The sequence below is a fragment of the Saccharothrix sp. DSM 118769 genome (genome assembly GCF_052936295.1).
This window is the reverse complement of sequence record NZ_CP193627.1, coordinates 8,538,454-8,556,944: the sequence shown is the minus strand read 5'-3', so window position 1 is coordinate 8,556,944 and position 18,491 is coordinate 8,538,454. Positions and strand designations below refer to the sequence as shown.

Genomic DNA, 18,491 nt, shown 5'->3' with positions numbered 1-18,491 from the left:
GGCCGGTGAGCGCCGTCACCCACCACAATGGGGGCATGCTCTCCAGCCCCGTCGGCCGTTTCCGCCTCCTCGCCCTGGCCGAGGCGGTGTCCTGGGCCGGGCTGCTGCTCGGCATGTTCTTCAAGTACGTGGTGGTCCAGAACGAGATCGGCGTGAAGGTCTTCGGGCCGGTCCACGGCGTCGTGTTCGTCGGCTACGTGCTCGTGACGCTGATGATGGCCGGGCAGTGGGACCGCAAGACCCTGTTCTGGGCGCTGTTCGCGAGCATCCCGCCGTTCGGCACGGTCGTGTTCGAGCGCTGGGCCGCGAGGACCGGCCGCCTGACCGGGACCCGGACCGCGAACGACTGAGCGCGTCCCCCGGGCGCGTCCCCTGAGCGCGTCCCCCGGGGCGCGTCCCCATCCGGTCGACCGGACCTCAGTCCTCGAAGTCGCCGACCGCGCGGCGGACCTTGGCCAGCAGGTCGGTCAGCTGCTCGGTCTGCCGGTCGGTGAGCCCGCGCAGGCCGAACCCGACGGCCGTCACGGCCTCGGTCGCGGACTCGCGGCGGGTGTGGCCCGCCTCGGTGATCTCCACCAGCGTCGTGCGGCGGTCCGTCGGGTGCGGGGTGCGGCGCACCAGCCCGTCGGCCTCCAGCCGGTCCACGATGTTGGTGACGCTGGTCGGGTGCAGCTGGAGGCGCTCGCCCATGACCCGCATCGGCAGGCTGCCCGCCCGGGAGAACGTCAGCAGCACCAGCGCCTCGAACCGCGCGAACGTCAGGCCGTGCGGCTTGAGGGCGGCGTCCACGGCGGACTGGATGATCTGCTGTACTCGCATGACGCTCGTGACGGCCGCCATCGCCGTCGACGGTCCGATCCGCTTCTCCCACAGCTCGGCGGCACGCGCGATGGGGTCGAACGGCAGCGGCTGGGACGTCATGCCGCCGAAGCTACCAGTCAGTACCCGGCCACCAGGAGGCAGCAGTGCTCGTCGCGTTCAGTGTCAGCCCGCTCGGCGGGGAGTCCGAGGGCGTGGCGGCGGCCGTCGCCGAGGCCGTGCGGGTGGTGCGCGAGTCGGGCCTGCCGAACGAGACCAACGCCATGTTCACCCTGGTCGAGGGCGAGTGGGACGAGGTGATGGCCGTGGTGAAGAAGGCGACCGAGGCCGTGCAGGCCACCGCGCCGCGGGTCGGCCTGGTCCTGAAGGCCGACATCCGGCCGGGCCACACCGGCCAGCTGACGGCCAAGGTGGAGCGCCTGGAAGCCCACCTGGCCGACTGACCGGCCGCGTCTTCGGGGCCGGCGGAGAAGTAGGACGTCCTACTAAGTTGGCGGGATGAGCGGTACGACGCCCCGCGACCTCTGGGTCCGGTTCGAGACCTACCACGACGTCACCTACTTCTCCCCGGAGTCCCGGGCCGCCACCGACGCGCTCGGGTGCAAGGGCGGCTGGATGGGCTACTTCGGGATGCGCGCCGCGCCGCTGGGCGCCGTGCCGCCGGAGGTGGTGACCGCCGCGTTCTTCAGCTTCCACCCGCGGATGGTCGCCCGCGCCGTGCCCGACGCGTGGGACGTGGCCACGCCCGCCCGCTACCTGGAGGCGCGGCTGGAGGGCGTCGACCGGGCGCTGCGGCGGATGCTGGAGTCGCTCGACCTCGCCGAGGCCGCCGACCTGGCCTGCCGCGCGGCCGGCGCGACCCCTTTGGCCGGCCGGGTGCTGGCCGCCGCGAACCGGGCGCTGCCCGTGCCGGGCGAACCGCACCTCGCGCTGTGGTGGGCGTGCACCGTGCTGCGCGAGTCGCGGGGCGACGCCCACGTCGCCGCCCTGGTCGCGGCCGGCCTCGGCCCGTGCGAGGCGCTGGTGCTGTTCGGCGCGGACAAGGGCCTCGACGCGGCCTACCTGCGCAAGGCGCGCGGCTGGGACGGGGACGAGTGGGCCGCCGCCGAGTCCGCCCTGCGCGAACGCGGCCTCGTCGGCGACGACCTCACCCCGGCCGGCCGGGCGCTGCGCGAGGACGTCGAACGCGCCACCGACGACGCCGCGCGCGACTGCTGGGCGGGGGCGGACGCGGCCAGGTTCGCCGAGCTGATGACCCCCGTCGCCCTCCGGTTGGGGCACCTCAACGAGGCCATGCGGACCAACCCGATGGGCATCGACCCGGTCGCCCAGATCACCGGCTGACCCGACGTGGCCCCGCGCGGCCCTCGTGCCAGGATGGGGGCGTGACAAGGCCAGACCCGCGCAAGACCGCCGCACTGTCCGCCGCGCTGTCCGGGGCCGTCGACCTCGGCGCGCTCAAGGCCCGGGCCGATGCCGCGAGGCAGCGTTCCTCCACCCCACCCCCGCCCGCGGGAGCAGGCCAGGACGCCGGGCCGGACGCCGGTCCGAGCCCGTGGGTCCTGGACGTCACCGAGGCGACGTTCCAGTCCGTCGTCGAGCGCTCCCTGGACGTCCCGGTCGTGGTCGAGCTGACCGCGTCGTGGAGCCCCGAGGCCGGGCAGCTCTCCCCGGTCCTGGAGAGGGCCGCCCGCGCCGGCGGCGGCACCTGGCTGCTGGCGCGCGTCGACCTGGACGCGAGCCCGCGCATCGGCCAGGTGTTCGGCGTCCAGTCCGTGCCCACGGTCGTCGCCATCGCCGGCGGCCAGCCGATCGACGCCTTCGCGGGCCCCCTGCCGGAGGCCGAGTTCGGCCAGTGGGTCGCGCGCCTGCTCGACGCCCTGCGCGACCGCCTGCCCGGCATCAAGGCCGCCGAGGCCAACCGGCCCGACGCCGTCGGCGGCGAACCGCAACCGGAACCCGAGGACCCCCGCTTCGTCGCCGCCGAGGAAGCCTTCGAGCAGGGCGACTTCGCCGCCGCCGAGGCCGCCTACGAGGCCATCCTGGCCGCCGAACCCGGCAACGCCGACGCGAAGGCCGCCCTGGCCCAGGTCCGCTTCACCGCCCGCGCCGAGGAGGTCGGCGGCGACGCGATCGCCAAGGCCGACGCGAACCCGGACGACGTGGCCGCCCAGTTGGCCGCCGCCGACCTGGAGGTCGCCACGAACGACGTCGAGCAGGCGTTCAAGCGCCTGGTCGACACCGTGCGCCGGGTGTTCGGCGACGACCGCGACCGCGTGCGCGAGCACCTCGTGTCGCTGTTCGAGCTGTTCCCGGCGGACGACGAGCGGGTCGCCAAGGCCCGCCGCAACCTGGCCAGCGCGCTGTTCTGACCCGTGCGCGACGAGGGGCCCGCCCGGTCCGGGCGGGCCCCTCGTCGCGTCTCGCTGGGCCTGACGGGTGATCCGCGTCTCGTCCCGCGAGTCGGATCAGCCCCAGTGCTCCCGCTCAGCCCGAGTACTTCCGCGTGCACAGCCCGGAACCCTCGAAGAAGCCGTCCCGGAACGCCTCCACCCGCGCGAAGCCGGACGGCACCACGGTCCCGTTCACGTCCGCCGCGATCAGGCTCTTGTCGGCCAGCAGCTCGGCCACGGCCTCGTCCAGGTCACCCGACGACAGCCGCAGCCGCGCCGAGCTGCCCGTCGTCGTCCCCGCCCACGCGCCGGTCAGGCAGGCCGTCCGCAGCCCCGCCGCCGGGCCCTCCAGCGAGTAGCCCGTCGCCTTCTGGATGGACAGCGCGAAGCGGGACGCGATCTCGGCGAACGCGGCGAAGTCGCCGATCCCGCCCTTCTGCCCGCGCTTGGGCGGGGTGCCGATCTTCACCAGGTCGGCCAGGTCGATGGCCACCGAGTTGGTCGCCGGGCAGTACGACGCGGGCGAGGTCTCGGAGGCGTCCGGGCAGTCGTCCTCTTCCGTGGTGAACGCGGGCGGCGTCGCGCCGGACTGCTTGTAGGCGTCCTGGAGCGACTGCTCCAGCAGCTCCAGGTAGCGGGGGTCGTCGACCTTCAGGTTGCCCTTGCCGAAGCCCTGGTCCTCGTCCTGCGCGTCGAACTTCTGCTGCGTGATGCGGGCCTTGACCTCGGCCTCGTCGATGGCGGCGCACCGCGCCGGGTCGCCCGCGAAGCCGAACTGGAACGCCGAGACCCGGTCGAACGCGCTGCCGTGCGCGCCCTGCTTCTCGGCGGACGTGCCCGCCGCGTCGCGGATGAAGAACATCGTCGCCAGGACCTGGTTCAACCCGGGCCCGGTGGAGATGCGGAAGTGCTCGGACTTGCCCTCGGCGACCCAGCGGAAGAAGTTGCCCGCGTAGCAGTCGGCCTGCTGCTCCTTGATGATCGTCGGCGTGGCCTGGTTGATGCCGCCCTTGTCGCCGAGCTTGTACTGCACGGCGTGGCCCATCTCGTGCGCCAGCACGGTCACCACGGCCACCGGGCCGAACGCGTCGTCGAGCATGGGCAGCAGCTCGCCCCGGTCCCACGCGATGGAGTCGTCCAGGGAGCAGTAGAACGCGTTGGCCACGCCCGCCGTGTTGGTGCGGCAGATCTCGACGCCCTTGCCGTTCGAGTCGTACGACACGAGCCGCTTGACCGGCTGGAACTCGACGCCGAACACCTCGGGCAGCTGCTCGGACCAGTACTCCTCGACGTCGGCGAGGGTGTTGATGGCCAGCCGGTCCATCTCGCCGCCGTCGCCGTTCTCCACCTGGAGGTCGGCGTCGGGCACACCGGGCTTCGGCCCGCTCTCCCCGGTGGTGATCTCCAGCCCGGACACCTTGGTGACGTCCGGGCGCTCGGAGCGGCCCTCGCCGCTCACCAGTTGGGTGCACCCCGTCAACGACACGACGGCGACGAGCGCCGTGAAGAGAGAAGCCCGTCGCCCCATGCCCAGCCCCATCGTCCCGCGGTTCGCGTGTGATCCCGAACCCTACCCAGCGGATCGCCCGTTCGGGTGGGGGCCGGCGAATCCCTCAGCCCACCCCGCAGGAGCCCACGCCCTCCAGCACGCCGCCGCGGAACACCTCGACGCGCCGGAAGCCCGGGTCGAGGGACGTCCCGCCGCTCGCGTCCCGTGCCGCGTAGTCGTACGCCAGCAGCACCCGCACCGCCTCGTCCAGGTCGCCGGGGGACAGGCCGAAGCCCTGCTGCCGGGTGAACACCTCGCGCGTGTACGACCCGGCCAGGCACAGCGCCCCGGTCGCCGCCGCCTCGCCCTCGACGTCCACGCCCACCTGGGACATCGCGGCCAGGCCGTAGCGGCTGGCCAGCAGCACGCCCGTCGCGTAGTCGCCGATCTCGGCGTGCAGCTCGGGCAGGTCCCGCTCGACCTCGATCTCCACCGACTTCTCCGCCGGGCAGAACGCCACCGGGCCCTGGTCGCCGGAGCAGGCCGGCTCGTCCTCGGTGGGCGTCGCCCTGGGCTCGGTCCACGTCTTGCCCGCGCGCTCGACCAGCGCCTTGTAGTAGGCGTTGAGGTCGGGGGTGATCGACTCCAGCATCTCGTCGAACGGCAGGTTGCCGCCCCGGTCGCGGTCGTCCGCGCTGGTGAACGCCTGCTGCGTGAACGGCCGGTTCTGCACGGTCATCGCCGCGCAGAACTTCGTGCCCTGCTGGTAGCCGTCCTGGAACGCGGACACCCGGTCGAACGCGTTGCCGTGCGCCGACTGGTCGTCCGGCGACGTGCCGACCGGGTCGCGGAACGTGATGAGCGCGCCGAGCGCCGAGTCGAGCGTGTCCGAACCGATGTCCAGGTGCTCGGACCTGCCGTCGTTCACCCACTTGACGAACGCGCCGGCGAAGCAGTCGGCCATCGCCTCGGTGAGGATCGTCGGGTACTTCTCGGGGTCGCGCCGCTCCGCCTCGGGCGTGATGCCCATGCGGTTCTGCACGGCGTGGCCCATCTCATGGGCCAGCACGATCACCACGGCGGCGTCGCCGAACTGCTCCTTGAGCACCGGCAGCAGCGCGGCCCGGTCCCAGGCGATGGCGTCGGCGCTCGGGCAGTAGAAGGCGTTGCCCTCCACGTCGCTGGCCTTCTCCGTGCACGGCGGCGGCTTCGCGGCCGGGTCGGACGTGTCGACCGAGTAGATGCCGCCCTCCAGGGGCTGCCACGGCTCGCCGAACGCCGCCGGGAACGCCTCCCGCCAGAACGTGTCGACGTCGGTGACGGCGGTGGCCGCCAACTGGTCGATGGGGCCGCCGTCGGTGCCCTGGATGAACGCGGGGTCGACGGTGCCCCTGGTGACCGAGTCACCGGCCGAGGGGGTGCCCGCCACGAGGTGCGTGCAGGCGGTCGTCGTGACGAGGACCGTCGCCAGCAGGACCAGCCGAGCCGAAGCGAGCCGCATTCGACCATTGTGCCTGCCGCGACCCCCCGCGGGGTGGCGGACGAGCCAGGTCGTTCCCGCCCGGCCCGCGACGCGCGGCGGGGGTCCCACGAGGACCCCCGCCGCGCGTCGCCCGGACCTCAGGGCCCGGTGATCCCGCCGGCCGCGTCCACCCCGCCGGTCGCGTCCGCCCCAGCCGCCGCGTCCGCCCCACCCGCGGGGGCGGGGGCGGTCGGGGCCGATCCCGGCGTGCGCACCACCTTCGGCGCCTCCGTCACCTCACCCGACTCGCTCACCTCGGACAACGCCATCGCCGCCGTCTCACCGGCCACCGGCTGCTCCGGGGTCAGCCACAGCACGCCCGACGGCGGCAGCTGGAGCACCGCGGACGCCGGGCGCCCGTGCCACGGCCTCTCCTCGGCCTCGACGACGCCCAGGTTGCCCACGCCCGAACCGCCGTAGACGGCCGAGTCCGTGTTCACGACCTCGCGCCACCGGCCGGCCGCGGGCAGGCCCACGCGGTAGTCGTGGTGCGGCTGACCGGAGAAGTTGGCGACGCACGCCAGCAGCGACCCGTCGTCGCCGACGCGCAGGAAGCTCAGCACGTTGCCGCCCGAGTCGTTCGCGTCGATCCACGAGAAGCCCTCGGGGCGGTCGTCGGCGCTGTAGAGCGCCGGGCACGCCTTGTAGACCCCGTTGAGGTCGGCGATCAGCGACCGCAGGCCCGCGTGCAGCGGGTCGTCGAGCAGGTGCCAGTCCAGCGACCGGGACTCCGACCACTCGCCGCGCTGGCCGAACTCGCCGCCCATGAACAGCAGCTGCTTGCCGGGGTGCGCCCACATGAAGGCCAGCAGCGACCGCAGGCCCGCGGCCTTGTTCCAGTCGTCACCCGGCATCCGCTGCCACAGCGAGCCCTTGCCGTGCACGACCTCGTCGTGCGACAGCGGCAGCACGAAGTTCTCGCTCCACGCGTACACCAGCGAGAACGTGATCTCGTTGTGGTGGAACGAGCGGTGGATCGGCTCGCGCGACAGGTAGTGCAGGGTGTCGTGCATCCAGCCCATGTTCCACTTGAAGCCGAACCCGAGCCCGCCCAGGTGCGTGGGCCGCGTGACGCCCGGCCACGCGGTCGACTCCTCGGCGACCATCACCACGCCGGGGTGCCGCTTGTAGACCGTGGCGTTGAGCTCCTGGAGGAACCGCACGGCGTCGAGGTTCTCCCGGCCGCCGTACTGGTTGGGGAGCCACTGCCCGGCCTGCCGCGAGTAGTCGAGGTAGAGCATGGAGGCCACCGCGTCGACCCGAAGGCCGTCGATGTGGAACTCCTCGATCCAGTACAGCGCGTTCGCGACGAGGAAGTTGCGCACCTCGTTGCGGCCGAAGTCGAACACGAGCGTGCCCCAGTCGGGGTGCTCGCCGCGGCGGGGGTCGGGGTGCTCGTAGAGCGCGGTGCCGTCGAACTTGGCGAGCGCCCAGGCGTCCTTGGGGAAGTGCGCGGGCACCCAGTCCATGATCACGCCGATGCCCCGCTGGTGCAGGACGTCGACGAAGTGGCGGAAGTCGTCGGGGGACCCGAACCGCGAGGTGGGCGCGTAGTACGAGGTGACCTGGTAGCCCCACGACCCGCCGAACGGGTGCTCGGCCACCGGCATCAGCTCGACGTGCGTGAACCCGGCCGACTCCACGTAGTCCGCCAGCTCGACCGCCAGCTCCCGGTAGGACAGGCCGGGCCGCCACGAGCCGAGGTGCACCTCGTACACCGACACGGGCGCGTTGACCCACTGCGTCGCGTCCCGCCTGGCCTGCCACTCCGAGTCGCCCCACGCGTGCCGCGACTCGGTGACCACGGACGCGGTCGCGGGCGGCGTCTCGGTGGCGAACGCCATCGGGTCGGCCTTCTCGTGCCACGCGCCGTCCTGGCCGAGGATGCGGTACTTGTACCGGGTCCCCGCCGGGACGCCGGGGATGAAGACCTCCCACACGCCGGACGAGCCGAGCGACCGCATCGGGTTCGCCCGGCCGTCCCAGCCGTCGAAGTCGCCGCACACCCGCACGCCCCGCGCGGTCGGCGCCCACACCGCGAACGACACGCCCGTGACCACGCCGTTCGGCGTGTCGTAGGTCCGCACGTGCGCGCCCAGCACGTCCCACAGCCGCTCGTGGCGGCCCTCGCCGATCAGGTGCAGGTCCAGCTCGCCGATCGTCGGCAGCCACCGGTACGGGTCGTCCACCTCGACGACGTGCGACCCGTACTCGACCTCCAGGCGGTAGTCGCCGGGGTGCTCGGGCAGGTCGCCCGCGAACAGCCCGTCGGTGACGCGGTCCAGCTCGACCCTCTTGTCACCGGCCATCACGGCCACCGCGGACGCGCCCGGCCGCAGGGCGCGGGCCACCACGCCCTCGGGCACGTGGTGCACGCCCAGCACCGAGTGCGGGTCGTGGTGCGACCCGGCCAGCAGCCGGTCGACGTCCTGGGGCGAGATCATGACTGCACCGCTCCCTCTCCAGTGATGCGGGCGATCGACGACAACGGGACCGTCAACCACTCCGGTCGGTTCGCGTGCTCGTAGGCGACCTCGTACACGGCCTTGTCCAGCTCGAACGCCCGCAGCAGGTAGCCGCGCTTGCGCGGGTCGCCGACCGAGGCCGACGCCGACTCCGCGTAGCCCTCGGTGAAGGCGGCCCGGTTGCGCCGAGACCACTCCAGCGCCCGCACGGCGAGCTGGTGGTCCTCCGGCCGGCCGACGAGCAGCTGGTGCGCCGCGTAGTCGAACGACCGCAGCATCCCGGCCACGTCCCGCAGCGGTGACCGCAGCGCGGTCCGCTCGGCGATCGGCGCGCCCGGCTCGCCCTCGAAGTCGATCAGCAGCCACCCGTGGACGGTCCGCAGCACCTGGCCCAGGTGCAGGTCGCCGTGGATGTGCTGGATCGCGATGGCCCCCGGCGTGTCCCTGGCCTGCTCGAACGCCTCGCGCAGCGCCGGCACGTACGGCTCCAGGGCGGGCACCCGGGCGACCACGTCGTCCAGCCTGGTGATCATCGCCTGGACGCTGCGCTCGATGTCGTCGGCGTCGGCGTGCTCGGTGCCCAGCGCGCGCTCCAGGTCGGCGTGCACGGTGGCCACCGCCTGCCCCAGCCGCTGCGCCTCGCCCGCGAAGTCGCCGCCGACCTCGTCGGCGTGCAGGTCGCCCTCGGCCATCAGGTCGCGCACGCTCGTGGTGGCCATGGCCCAGCCGTCCACCGCGTCGGGCAGGAACTGCTGGAGCATCCCGACGGTCGTGCGGCGGCCGTCCAGCTCGCCGGTGATCGACCCGAGCGGCCGGGCGATGTGCTCGCAGCCCACCTCGTGCAGCGCCCGCTGGAGCACCAGGTCCGGGTTCTCGCCGAACGTGAGCTTGCGGAACAGCTTGAGGATGTACTGGCTGCCGAACACCAGCGAGGTGTTCGACTGCTCCGACGTGATGCGCCGGCCGCGCAGGCCGGTCTGGAGCTCCACGCCGGGCTCGTGCGCGAACACCAGCCCGTCGACCTCGCGGCCCTCCGCGATCAGGTCGAGCAGCGGTCCGGTCAGCTCGGAGTCCGCCGTCGCGTCGTGGTTGTCCGGCTGGTCGGTGACCAGCAGTTGGTACGGCTCGCGCCGGTCGTGCTGCTCCACCTCCACCACGAGGTGCACCAGCAGCGGCTCCCGTTCGCGCAGCACGGCCGTCCGGAGGGGGCGGACCGAGGTGATCGGGCGGTCCTTGCCGCCGAACCACCGCTGCTCCGGCAACCACGCGGGGAGCTCGGTCACCACCTTGTCGACCAGGTCGTGCGGTTCGGTCACGTCCTTCACCTGCTCTCGCTGTCGTCGCCCGCGTCCACGAGCTGGAACCAGTAGAAGCCGTGGCCCGGCAGCGTGAGCAGGTACGACAGGTCGCCGATGCGCGGGAACCGGACGCCACCGGTCAGCTCGACGGGCCGTGAACCGCGGTGCTCGGACAGGTCGAGCTCGACCGGCTGCGGGAACCGCGACAGGTTGTTCACGCACAGCACGACGTCCTCGCGACCGTCGGGCCGGCAGTAGCGACGCCGGTAGGCCAGCACGCTGGGGTTGGACCCGCCCAGGTCGGTGAAGTCGCCCTCGGCGAACGCGTGGTGCTGCTTGCGCACCTCGATCATCCGGCGGGTCCAGTTGAGCAGGGAGGACTGGTTGTTGAGCTGGGCCTCGACGTTGAGCCCCTGGTAGCCGTACACCGGGTCCATGATCACCGGCAGGTAGATCCGGCCGGGGTCGCAGGAGGAGAACCCTGCGTTGCGGTCGGGGGTCCACTGCATCGGCGTGCGCACCGCGTCCCGGTCGCCGAGCCAGATGTTGTCGCCCATGCCGATCTCATCGCCGTAGTAGAGCACCGGTGAGCCGGGCAGCGACAGCAGCATCGCGGTGAACAGCTCCTGCTGGTTGCGGTCGTTCTCCAGCAGGGGCGCCAGTCGGCGGCGGATGCCGATGTTCGCCTTCATCCGCGGGTCCTTGGCGTACTCCGCGTACATGTAGTCGCGTTCCTCGTCGGTGACCATCTCGAGCGTCAGCTCGTCGTGGTTGCGCAGGAAGATGCCCCACTGCGCGCCGGACGGGATCTGCGGCGTCTGCGCCAGGATCTCCGAGATGGGGAACCGCGACTCGCGCCGCACGGCCATGAAGATGCGCGGCATCAGCGGGAAGTGGAACGCCATGTGGCACTCGTCGCCGCCGACCTCCGGGTCGCCGAAGTACTCGACCACGTCCGACGGCCACTGGTTCGCCTCGGCCAGCAGCACGCGCCCGGGGTACTCGTCGTCCACGACCTTGCGGCAGCGCTTGAGGAAGTCGTGCGTGCGCGGCAGGTTCTCGCAGTTCGTGCCCTCCTGCTCGAACAGGTACGGCACGGCGTCGAGCCGGAACCCGTCGATGCCCAGGTCGAGCCAGAACCGGAGCGTGTCCAGCATGGCCTCCTGGACGTGCGGGTTCTCGAAGTTCAGGTCCGGCTGGTGGGAGAAGAACCGGTGCCAGTAGAACTGGCCGCGCACCGGGTCGTAGGTCCAGTTCGAGGACTCGGTGTCGACGAAGATGATCCGCGCGTCCGGGTACTTCTGGTCGTCGTCGCTCCAGACGTAGTAGTCGCCGTACGGCCCGTCCGGGTCGGCCCGCGACTGCTGGAACCACGGGTGCGCGTCGCTCGTGTGGTTGAGCACCAGGTCGGTGATCACCCGGATGCCGCGCCGGTGCGCCTCGTCCAGCAGGTAGACGAAGTCCTCGACCGTGCCGAACTCGGGCAGCACCGCGCGGAAGTCGGAGATGTCGTAGCCGCCGTCGCGCAGCGGCGAGGCGTAGAACGGGGGCAGCCACAGGCAGTCCACGCCGAGCCACTCCAGGTAGTCCAGCCGCGACGCGAGACCGCGCAGGTCGCCGGTGCCGTCGCCGTTCGAGTCGCTGAACGCCCGGACCAGGACCTCGTAGAACACCGCGCCCTTGAACCAGCCGGGCTCGCGCGGCACCAGCTTGGCCGAGCGGAAGTCCTCGGCCTGCGGCTCGACGAGCATGCCGTCCGCGCGGATGCCCTCACCGGTGTGGGGGACGTCCTCCAGCCCTACCAGGGCGGCGTCGGGTCGGACCTCTTCGTGCATCTGTGCTCCACCTCGTCCCACCTCATTGGGGGTACGTTCGATCGTCCCGCGCGCTCGACGACGGGCGCGGGGACTGCGTGAAAAGGGGACCGGATCGGTTGTCGGCCGGGTCGGCGGGCCTCGCGGACCGCCGGACCCGGCCGGACCGGCGTCAGCCGGATCGGCGCAGCACGCCCACGACGTGCGCCGGGGCGCGCCAGGGTTCGAGGCGGACGTAGTTCGCCTGCCCCCAGTCCCAGGTCTCCCCGGAGACCTCGTCGTGCGCGATCAGCCGTTCCTGCCAGTCGACGCCGAGCGCGGGCAGGTCCAGCCAGACGGTGCCGTCCTGCGCGTCGTGGGGATCGAGGTTGACCACGACGACGACCGTGTCGCCGCTGTCGGGGTCCTGCTTGGAGTAGGCGATCAGCGCCGGGTTGTCCACGTGGTGGAACCGCAGTGTTCGCATCTGCTGGAGCGCCGGGTGGGCCCGGCGGATCGCGTTCAGCTTGCGCAACCACGGTTCGAGCGACCTGCCCTCGGCCACCGCCGCCGCGTAGTCGCGGGGGCGGAGCTGGTACTTCTCCGAGTTCAGGTACTCCTCGCTGCCCGGCTTCACGGGCTCGTGCTCGAACAGCTCGTAGCCCGAGTACACGCCCCAGGTCGGCGCCATCGTCGCCGCCAGCGCCGCGCGCAGCGCGAACATGCCCGGACCGCCGACCTGCAACGACTCGTGCAGGATGTCCGGCGTGTTCACGAACAGGTTGGGGCGCGCCTCGTCCCAGTGCGCGACCAGCTCGTTGCCGAACTCGGTCAGCTCTTCCTTGGTCGTGCGCCAGGTGAAGTAGGTGTAGCTCTGCGTGAAGCCGAGCTTGGCCAGGCCGTACAGGCGGGCCGGGCGGGTGAACGCCTCGGACAGGAACAGCACGTCCGGGTGGCGGTCCTTGACCGCCCAGATCAGCCACGCCCAGAAGTCCGGCGGCTTGGTGTGCGGGTTGTCGACCCGGAAGATCTTCACCCCGTGGTCGACCCAGTGCAGGACGACGCGCAGCACCTCGTTGTAGATGCCCTGCGGGTCGTTGTCGAAGTTGACCGGGTAGATGTCCTGGTACTTCTTCGGCGGGTTCTCCGCGTAGGCGATCGAGCCGTCGGGGCGGGTGGTGAACCACTCCGGGTTCTTCAGCACCCACGGGTGGTCGGGCGCGCACTGGATGGCCAGGTCGAGCGCGACCTCCAGGTCCAGCTCGCGGGCGCGGGCCACGAAGGCGTCGAAGTCCTCGATCGTGCCCAGCTGCGGGTGGATCGCGTCGTGCCCGCCCTCGTCCGCGCCGATGGCCCACGTCGAGCCCGGGTCGTCCTCGGTGGCGTGCAGCGTGTTGTTGGGGCCCTTGCGGTTCACCCGGCCGATGGGGTGGATCGGCGGCAGGTAGGCGACGTCGAAGCCCATGGCGGCGACGCGGTCCAGCTCGCGGGTCGCGGTGGCGAACGTGCCGTGCACCGGGACGCCCGACTCGTCGACCCCGCCCGTGCTGCGGGGGAAGAACTCGTACCAGGAGCCGAACGCGGCGCGCTTGCGGTCCACCCAGACCTTCTGCGGCTTGCCCTTGGTGATCAGCTCGCGCACGGGGTGGTCGTGCATGACCTGGCGGACGTCGGCCGCCAGCGCGGGGGCCACCCGCTCGGCCAGCGGCCGGTGCTCGTCGCGCAGGGCGGCGGCGGCGTTGGCCAGCAGCGGCTTCTCCCGGCGGCGGTCGGGGCGGCGGGAGACGCGGTCGAGCAGCAGTGCGCCGCTCTCCAGGTCGTTGGCCAGCTCCTCCGGTCCCTGCCCGGCGGCGATCTTCACCTCGACGGCGTGCAGCCAGGTCGCCCACGGGTCGCTCCAGGCGTCCACCCGGAACGTCCAGGCGCCTTCGGCGTCGGGCACGATCGTGGCCGCCCAGCGGTCCAGCCCCGTGCCGACGGGGACCATGCGGACCTGTCTGGCGACCCGGTCGTTCGGCCCTCGCCACGCGACGGTGGCGGCGACGGCGTCGTGCCCCTCGCGCCAGACCGTCGCCTCGACCGGAACGTGCTCGCCGACCACGGCTTTCGCCGGGTAGCGACCACCGCTCACGATCGGGGAGACGTCGTCGATCCCGAGTCGTCCACTCATCGGCAGCAGCGCCCCTCTCACCTGGTGTGACGCGTGCACGGTCAAGTCTGCCCGCAGCGGCCGGACCAGCCGTCACCGGGACCCACCCTGCTGTTCCTACCCCGTTTGCCGGTGTCGCACACGTGACGAGCACGTGGTTCTCGCCGTGGAGGGCAGGTTCTCAGGTCTTGAGGTCCCGCCCGGTTACCGCGCCGTCACCGTTCGGGCGACGGCGCGGGAACCTCCGGTGAACATGATCAACGATGGCGGGGTGGAGCGCACGCCGGTGGGGTGCCCGCGGGCCGGTCAGCGCCGGCGCAGCGCCCCGGTGAAGGCCGCCCAGCCGGCGGGGGAGACGGTCAGGGACTCGCGGGTGTTCTTCGAGTCGCGCACGCCGACGGCGGAGCCGGCGAACCGGACCTCCACGCAGTTGTCGGTGGCCGCGCCGCTGTAGCTGCTCTTGAACCAGTCGGTGGGGGTCGCGGACATGGTCAGAACCTCCTCAGTGCCTCTCGCAGGACGTCCTTCGATTCTGCCGGGTCGAACGAGAACCGCTTGAGCCACTCGAACACCCGGCCCAGGTGGCCAGTGTCGGCCGGGTCGTCCAGGTAGGGCGAGGGGCCGTACGCCACCGACGCGAAGCCGACCGCCGGGGACGGGGGTTCGAAGCGCAGGAGGGTGAACCCGGCGTGGGAAGCCGGGTTGTCCCTGGTCCGCGCCGACAGCAGCCGCACGCCGATCCCCGGCCTGCCCGCCACCTCCAGCAGGTGCTCGACCTGCCGCCGCATCACCTCGTGGCCGCCGAACCCGGCGGTGAGGGCGTCGTCGGTCACGATGAACTCGGCCCTGCGCGGCGGGGTCGAGTCGAGCACCAGCCGCTGCCGCTCCAGCCGGAACGCGACCCGGTTGGCCCGCTCCTCGTAGGACGGTTCCCACCACAGCCCGTCCCCGGCGCGCATCACCGCCTCGGCGTACTCCCCGGTCTGGAGCAGCCCCGGGAAAATGCCCCGTTCGTACGTCATGATCACGCTGGCCTGCGCTTCAAGGGTCGCGAACCGGCGGTACGAGTCCGGTAGCTGATCTACATAAGCACGTGATCTCGGATACCTTTTTCGTGCTTCGACGCTCAAATCAAGCATGCGAACGCGCTCGTCGGCGGTGACCCCCAGGAAGGTCAGGAGCAGGTCCAGCTCCTCTGTGCGGAGGTTGCTCCGACCTGCCTCGACCTTGTTGATCCGGCCCTGGTCGCGACCGATCGCCCGAGCCGCCTCAGCCTGTGACCGCTGCGCGCGCAGGCGCAGTCGGCGCAATTCCGCACCGAACAGTCGGCGGGGCATGGTCTGGGCGGTCTGGCCCACGATCACTCCTTCGAGTACTTACACAAGTTGCTTAAAGCAGGTTAGGTAAGGGGTGTTAAGCAGGGACAACAAGCAGATGTATCAAGCAGAGGAGACAACGCCGTGGGACGAGTGGAAGCCGGTGGGTGGGTCAAGGCGCACGACGGGACCCGGGTGGGTCACGTGGTCGACGTCGAGGACGGGGCGGTCGAGTTCTCGTTCCAGGGGGACAACACCTTCCAGCTGGTCCTGGCGGAGGGGGTGCTGGAGGAGTGCGCCGCGCTGTTCCCGCAAGCCCTGATCGATTATCGGGCTGCGGCGGCCGGGCGCGGTGTCACACGATCGGGGGCTTGATCATGCGGGTTCCCGCCACCCCTGTTAACGCTTGCGCCGCTTCTGCGAAATAACTTGCAGGGAAGCGTTGTCGCAGGTCCGGCTGTATCGGTCCCTGCATCGGTTCGGGTGACCGTTGCTCGACACCGCTGGATGGGGGATAAGGTCCGACGCCATGCGAGCACTTCGCCGGTTCACCGTCCGAGCCAGCCTGCCCGAGCCCCTCGGGGCGCTGGGCACCCTCGCCACCAACCTGCGCTGGACCTGGCACCAGCCCAGCCAGGACCTGTTCGCGTCCGTGGACCCGGAACTGTGGGCGGAGAGCGGCGACCCGCTCCGGCTGCTCTCCACCGTGTCGCCCGAGCGCCTCGACGCGCTCGCCGGCGACGAGCAGTTCCTGGCCCACGTCCGGGCGCTCGCCGACGACCTGCACCGCTACACGACCGGCCCCCGCTGGTTCCAGCGCCGCCAGGACGAGGTCCGGCAGCGCCGGGAGCACGGCGACCACGACCTCCCGCCGCTGCCGTCGGCCGTCGCCTACTTCTCCATGGAGTTCGGCGTCACCGAGGCCCTGCCGAACTACTCCGGCGGCCTCGGCGTGCTCGCCGGCGACCACCTGAAGGCGGCGTCCGACCTGGGCGTGCCGCTGATCGCGGTCGGCCTGCTCTACCGGTCCGGCTACTTCCGGCAGGCGCTGAGCCTCGACGGCTGGCAGATCGAGCACTACCCGGTGCTCGACCCGCGCGGCCTGCCGCTGGAGCTGCTGACCGAGCCGTCCGGCGCGCCCCTGCTCGTCCACGTCGCCATGCCCGGCGACCGGGTGCTGCGCGCCAAGGTGTGGAAGGCCCAGGTCGGCCGCATCCCGCTGCTCCTGCTCGACTCCGACGTGGAGGAGAACGACGAGGACCTGCGGGGCGTCACCGACCGCCTCTACGGCGGCGACCAGGACCACCGCATCCGCCAGGAGATCCTCGCGGGCGTCGGCGGCGTGCGGGCCGTGCGCACCTACTGCGACCTGACCGGCCACCCGGGGCCCGAGGTGTTCCACACCAACGAGGGGCACGCCGGGTTCCTCGGCCTGGAGCGCATCCGCGAGCTGGTCACCGGCCAGGGCCTCGACTTCGACCAGGCGCTGGCCGCCGTGCGCGCGGGCACCGTGTTCACCACGCACACCCCCGTGCCGGCGGGCATCGACCGGTTCCCCGTCGACCTCGTGCAGCACTACTTCGGCTCCGAGACCCTGCTCCCCGGCGTGAACACGCAGCGCGTCCTCGCGCTCGGCGCGGAGGAGAACCCGGGGCTGTTCAACATGGCCCACATGGGCCTGCGGCTCGCGCAGCGCGCCAACGGCGTGTCCAAGCTGCACGGCCGGGTCAGCCGCGACATGTTCCGCGGCCTGTGGCCCGGCTTCGACGCCACCGAGGTGCCCATCGGCTCGGTCACCAACGGCGTGCACGGCCCGACGTGGGCGGCGACCGAGATGAGCAGGCTCCTCGGCGAGTCCGAGGGCGACCCGGGCGTGGGCCTGCGCGGGTTCGAGCCGGTCACCGACCAGCGGCTGTGGGAGCTGCGCAACGACCTGCGCGGCAAGCTCGTCGACGAGGTCCGCCGGCGCACCCGCGCGTCCTGGCTCCAGCGCGGCGCGTCCGCGCTGGAGCTCGGCTGGACCGACTCCGTGTTCGACCCGGGCGTGCTCACCGTCGGCTTCGCCCGCCGCGTGCCCACGTACAAGCGGCTGACCCTGATGCTGCGCGACCCGGAGCGGCTGCGCGCGATGCTGCTGCACCCCGAGCGGCCGGTGCAGCTGGTCGTCGCGGGCAAGTCGCACCCGGCCGACGACGGCGGCAAGGCGCTGATCCAGCAGATCGTGCGCTACGCCGACGACGCGGGCGTGCGGCACCGGATCGTGTTCCTGCCCGACTACGACATGTCCATGGCCCGGTACCTGTACTGGGGCTGCGACGTGTGGCTGAACAACCCGATGCGCCCGCTGGAGGCGTGCGGCACGTCCGGCATGAAGTCGGCGCTCAACGGCGGCCTCAACCTGTCGATCCGCGACGGCTGGTGGGACGAGCTGTACGACGGCAGCAACGGCTGGGCCATCCCGACCGCGGACGGCGTCACCGACCCGACGCGGCGCGACGACCTGGAGGCCGCGGCGCTCTACGACCTGCTCGGCAACCAGGTCGCACCGCTGTTCTACGACCGCGGCGAGGACGGCGTGCCCACGCGCTGGCTCGCCATGGTCCGGCACACGCTGGCCTCGCTCGGCCCGGCGGTGCAGGCGTCGCGCATGGTCCGCGAGTACGTGGAGAGCCTGTACGCGCCCGCCGCCGCCTCGGCCGCCTCGGTCGTCGGCGAGGGCTACCGGGGGGCCAAGGAGCTGGCCGCCTACCGGCAGCGGCTGCGCGCGTCGTGGACGCGGGTGCGGGTGCTCGACTCGGACCTCTCGCTCAACGGGTCGGCCGCGCCGCTGCTCGGCGCGCCGGTCGCCGTCCGGGCCCGGGTCGAGCTGGCCGGGCTGGAGCCGTCCGAGGTGGACGTGCAGGTGGCGCTCGGCCGGGTCGGCGACTCGGACGAGCTGTACGACGTGGTCACGCACGGCATGGACTACGCGGGCAACGGCAACTACGAGGTCGAGGTGCCGCTGCCGCACGCGGGGGCCGTCGGGTACACGGTGCGCGTGCTGCCCCGGCACGACCTGCTGGCGTCACCGGCTGAACTCGGTCGCGTGGTGCTCGCGGGCTGGTGACCCGGTCGGGTGACCGCCGGCGGTGACCGGCGGTCATCCTGACCGCGTGCGCGCGACCACTTCAGAACCGCGTTCGACCTTCGGGTGAAAACCCCGTTTCCGCTGGTAGAGCCCTGTTCGGCGGCTTACGCTCAATCGTCG

The 18,491-nt window shown here is 72.1% G+C and carries 15 protein-coding genes; 6 read left to right on the top strand and 9 right to left on the bottom strand.

The annotated features are described in order from the left end of the window. The first annotated feature begins 35 nt into the window (after positions 1-35). On the top strand, positions 36-350 hold the full coding sequence (locus tag ACRAKJ_RS36340; protein WP_438924814.1) for a DUF3817 domain-containing protein: 315 nt from the start codon (positions 36-38) through the stop codon (positions 348-350). 67 nt (positions 351-417) lie between these two features. Here the strand turns inward: ACRAKJ_RS36340 and ACRAKJ_RS36335 are convergent, their stop codons facing one another. After that, a complete protein-coding gene (locus ACRAKJ_RS36335; protein ID WP_438924813.1) occupies positions 418-921 on the bottom strand; it encodes a MarR family transcriptional regulator in 504 nt (167 codons plus the stop codon). A 44-nt stretch (positions 922-965) separates the two neighbouring features. Between ACRAKJ_RS36335 and ACRAKJ_RS36330 the strand changes: the two genes are divergently transcribed. From ACRAKJ_RS36330 to ACRAKJ_RS36320, 3 genes are read left to right on the top strand one after another with little or no spacing between them, the layout of a single operon-like run. Beyond that, entirely contained in the window at positions 966-1,262 is a 297-nt protein-coding gene (locus tag ACRAKJ_RS36330) for an MTH1187 family thiamine-binding protein (protein WP_438924812.1), read from the top strand. A gap of 55 nt (positions 1,263-1,317) precedes the next feature. Continuing rightward, complete coding sequence (locus ACRAKJ_RS36325; protein ID WP_438924811.1) at positions 1,318-2,163, top strand: SCO6745 family protein; 846 nt, start codon at positions 1,318-1,320, stop codon at positions 2,161-2,163. A 41-nt stretch (positions 2,164-2,204) separates the two neighbouring features. After that, complete coding sequence (locus ACRAKJ_RS36320) at positions 2,205-3,191, top strand: co-chaperone YbbN (protein WP_438924810.1); 987 nt, start codon at positions 2,205-2,207, stop codon at positions 3,189-3,191. Positions 3,192-3,306: 115 nt separating this feature from the next. Here the strand turns inward: ACRAKJ_RS36320 and ACRAKJ_RS36315 are convergent, their stop codons facing one another. The 8 genes from ACRAKJ_RS36315 to ACRAKJ_RS36280 form a co-directional block, all read right to left on the bottom strand. Next, entirely contained in the window at positions 3,307-4,740 is a 1,434-nt protein-coding gene (locus ACRAKJ_RS36315; RefSeq protein ID WP_438924809.1) for a neutral zinc metallopeptidase, read from the bottom strand. An 85-nt stretch (positions 4,741-4,825) separates the two neighbouring features. Continuing rightward, a complete protein-coding gene (locus tag ACRAKJ_RS36310) occupies positions 4,826-6,202 on the bottom strand; it encodes a neutral zinc metallopeptidase (protein ID WP_438924808.1) in 1,377 nt (458 codons plus the stop codon). Positions 6,203-6,321: 119 nt separating this feature from the next. After that, the gene (glgB, locus tag ACRAKJ_RS36305) at positions 6,322-8,667 is read right to left on the bottom strand and encodes a 1,4-alpha-glucan branching protein GlgB (RefSeq protein ID WP_447008807.1); all 2,346 of its coding nucleotides are present in this window, start codon (positions 8,665-8,667) and stop codon (positions 6,322-6,324) included. After that, complete coding sequence (locus tag ACRAKJ_RS36300; protein ID WP_438926269.1) at positions 8,664-10,004, bottom strand: maltokinase N-terminal cap-like domain-containing protein; 1,341 nt, start codon at positions 10,002-10,004, stop codon at positions 8,664-8,666. The genes glgB and ACRAKJ_RS36300 overlap by 4 nt, the downstream gene beginning before the upstream one ends. 5 nt (positions 10,005-10,009) lie before the next feature. After that, a complete protein-coding gene (treS, locus tag ACRAKJ_RS36295; RefSeq protein ID WP_438926268.1) occupies positions 10,010-11,821 on the bottom strand; it encodes a maltose alpha-D-glucosyltransferase in 1,812 nt (603 codons plus the stop codon). 151 nt (positions 11,822-11,972) lie between these two features. Further along, complete coding sequence (locus ACRAKJ_RS36290) at positions 11,973-13,949, bottom strand: maltotransferase domain-containing protein (protein WP_438926267.1); 1,977 nt, start codon at positions 13,947-13,949, stop codon at positions 11,973-11,975. Between the two features lie 285 nt (positions 13,950-14,234). Continuing rightward, a complete protein-coding gene (locus ACRAKJ_RS36285) occupies positions 14,235-14,417 on the bottom strand; it encodes a DUF397 domain-containing protein (RefSeq protein WP_438926266.1) in 183 nt (60 codons plus the stop codon). Positions 14,418-14,419: 2 nt separating this feature from the next. Further along, positions 14,420-15,265 carry a Scr1 family TA system antitoxin-like transcriptional regulator gene (locus ACRAKJ_RS36280; protein ID WP_438926271.1) on the bottom strand — a complete coding sequence of 282 codons (846 nt, stop codon included), beginning with the start codon at positions 15,263-15,265 and terminating at the stop codon, positions 14,420-14,422. Between the two features lie 123 nt (positions 15,266-15,388). Between ACRAKJ_RS36280 and ACRAKJ_RS36275 the strand changes: the two genes are divergently transcribed. Then, positions 15,389-15,619: a hypothetical protein gene (locus tag ACRAKJ_RS36275; RefSeq protein WP_438926265.1), complete on the top strand. Its 231-nt coding sequence runs from the start codon at positions 15,389-15,391 to the stop codon at positions 15,617-15,619. 154 nt (positions 15,620-15,773) lie between these two features. Continuing rightward, a complete protein-coding gene (gene glgP, locus ACRAKJ_RS36270; protein WP_438926264.1) occupies positions 15,774-18,350 on the top strand; it encodes an alpha-glucan family phosphorylase in 2,577 nt (858 codons plus the stop codon). The last annotated feature ends 141 nt before the right edge of the window (positions 18,351-18,491 follow it).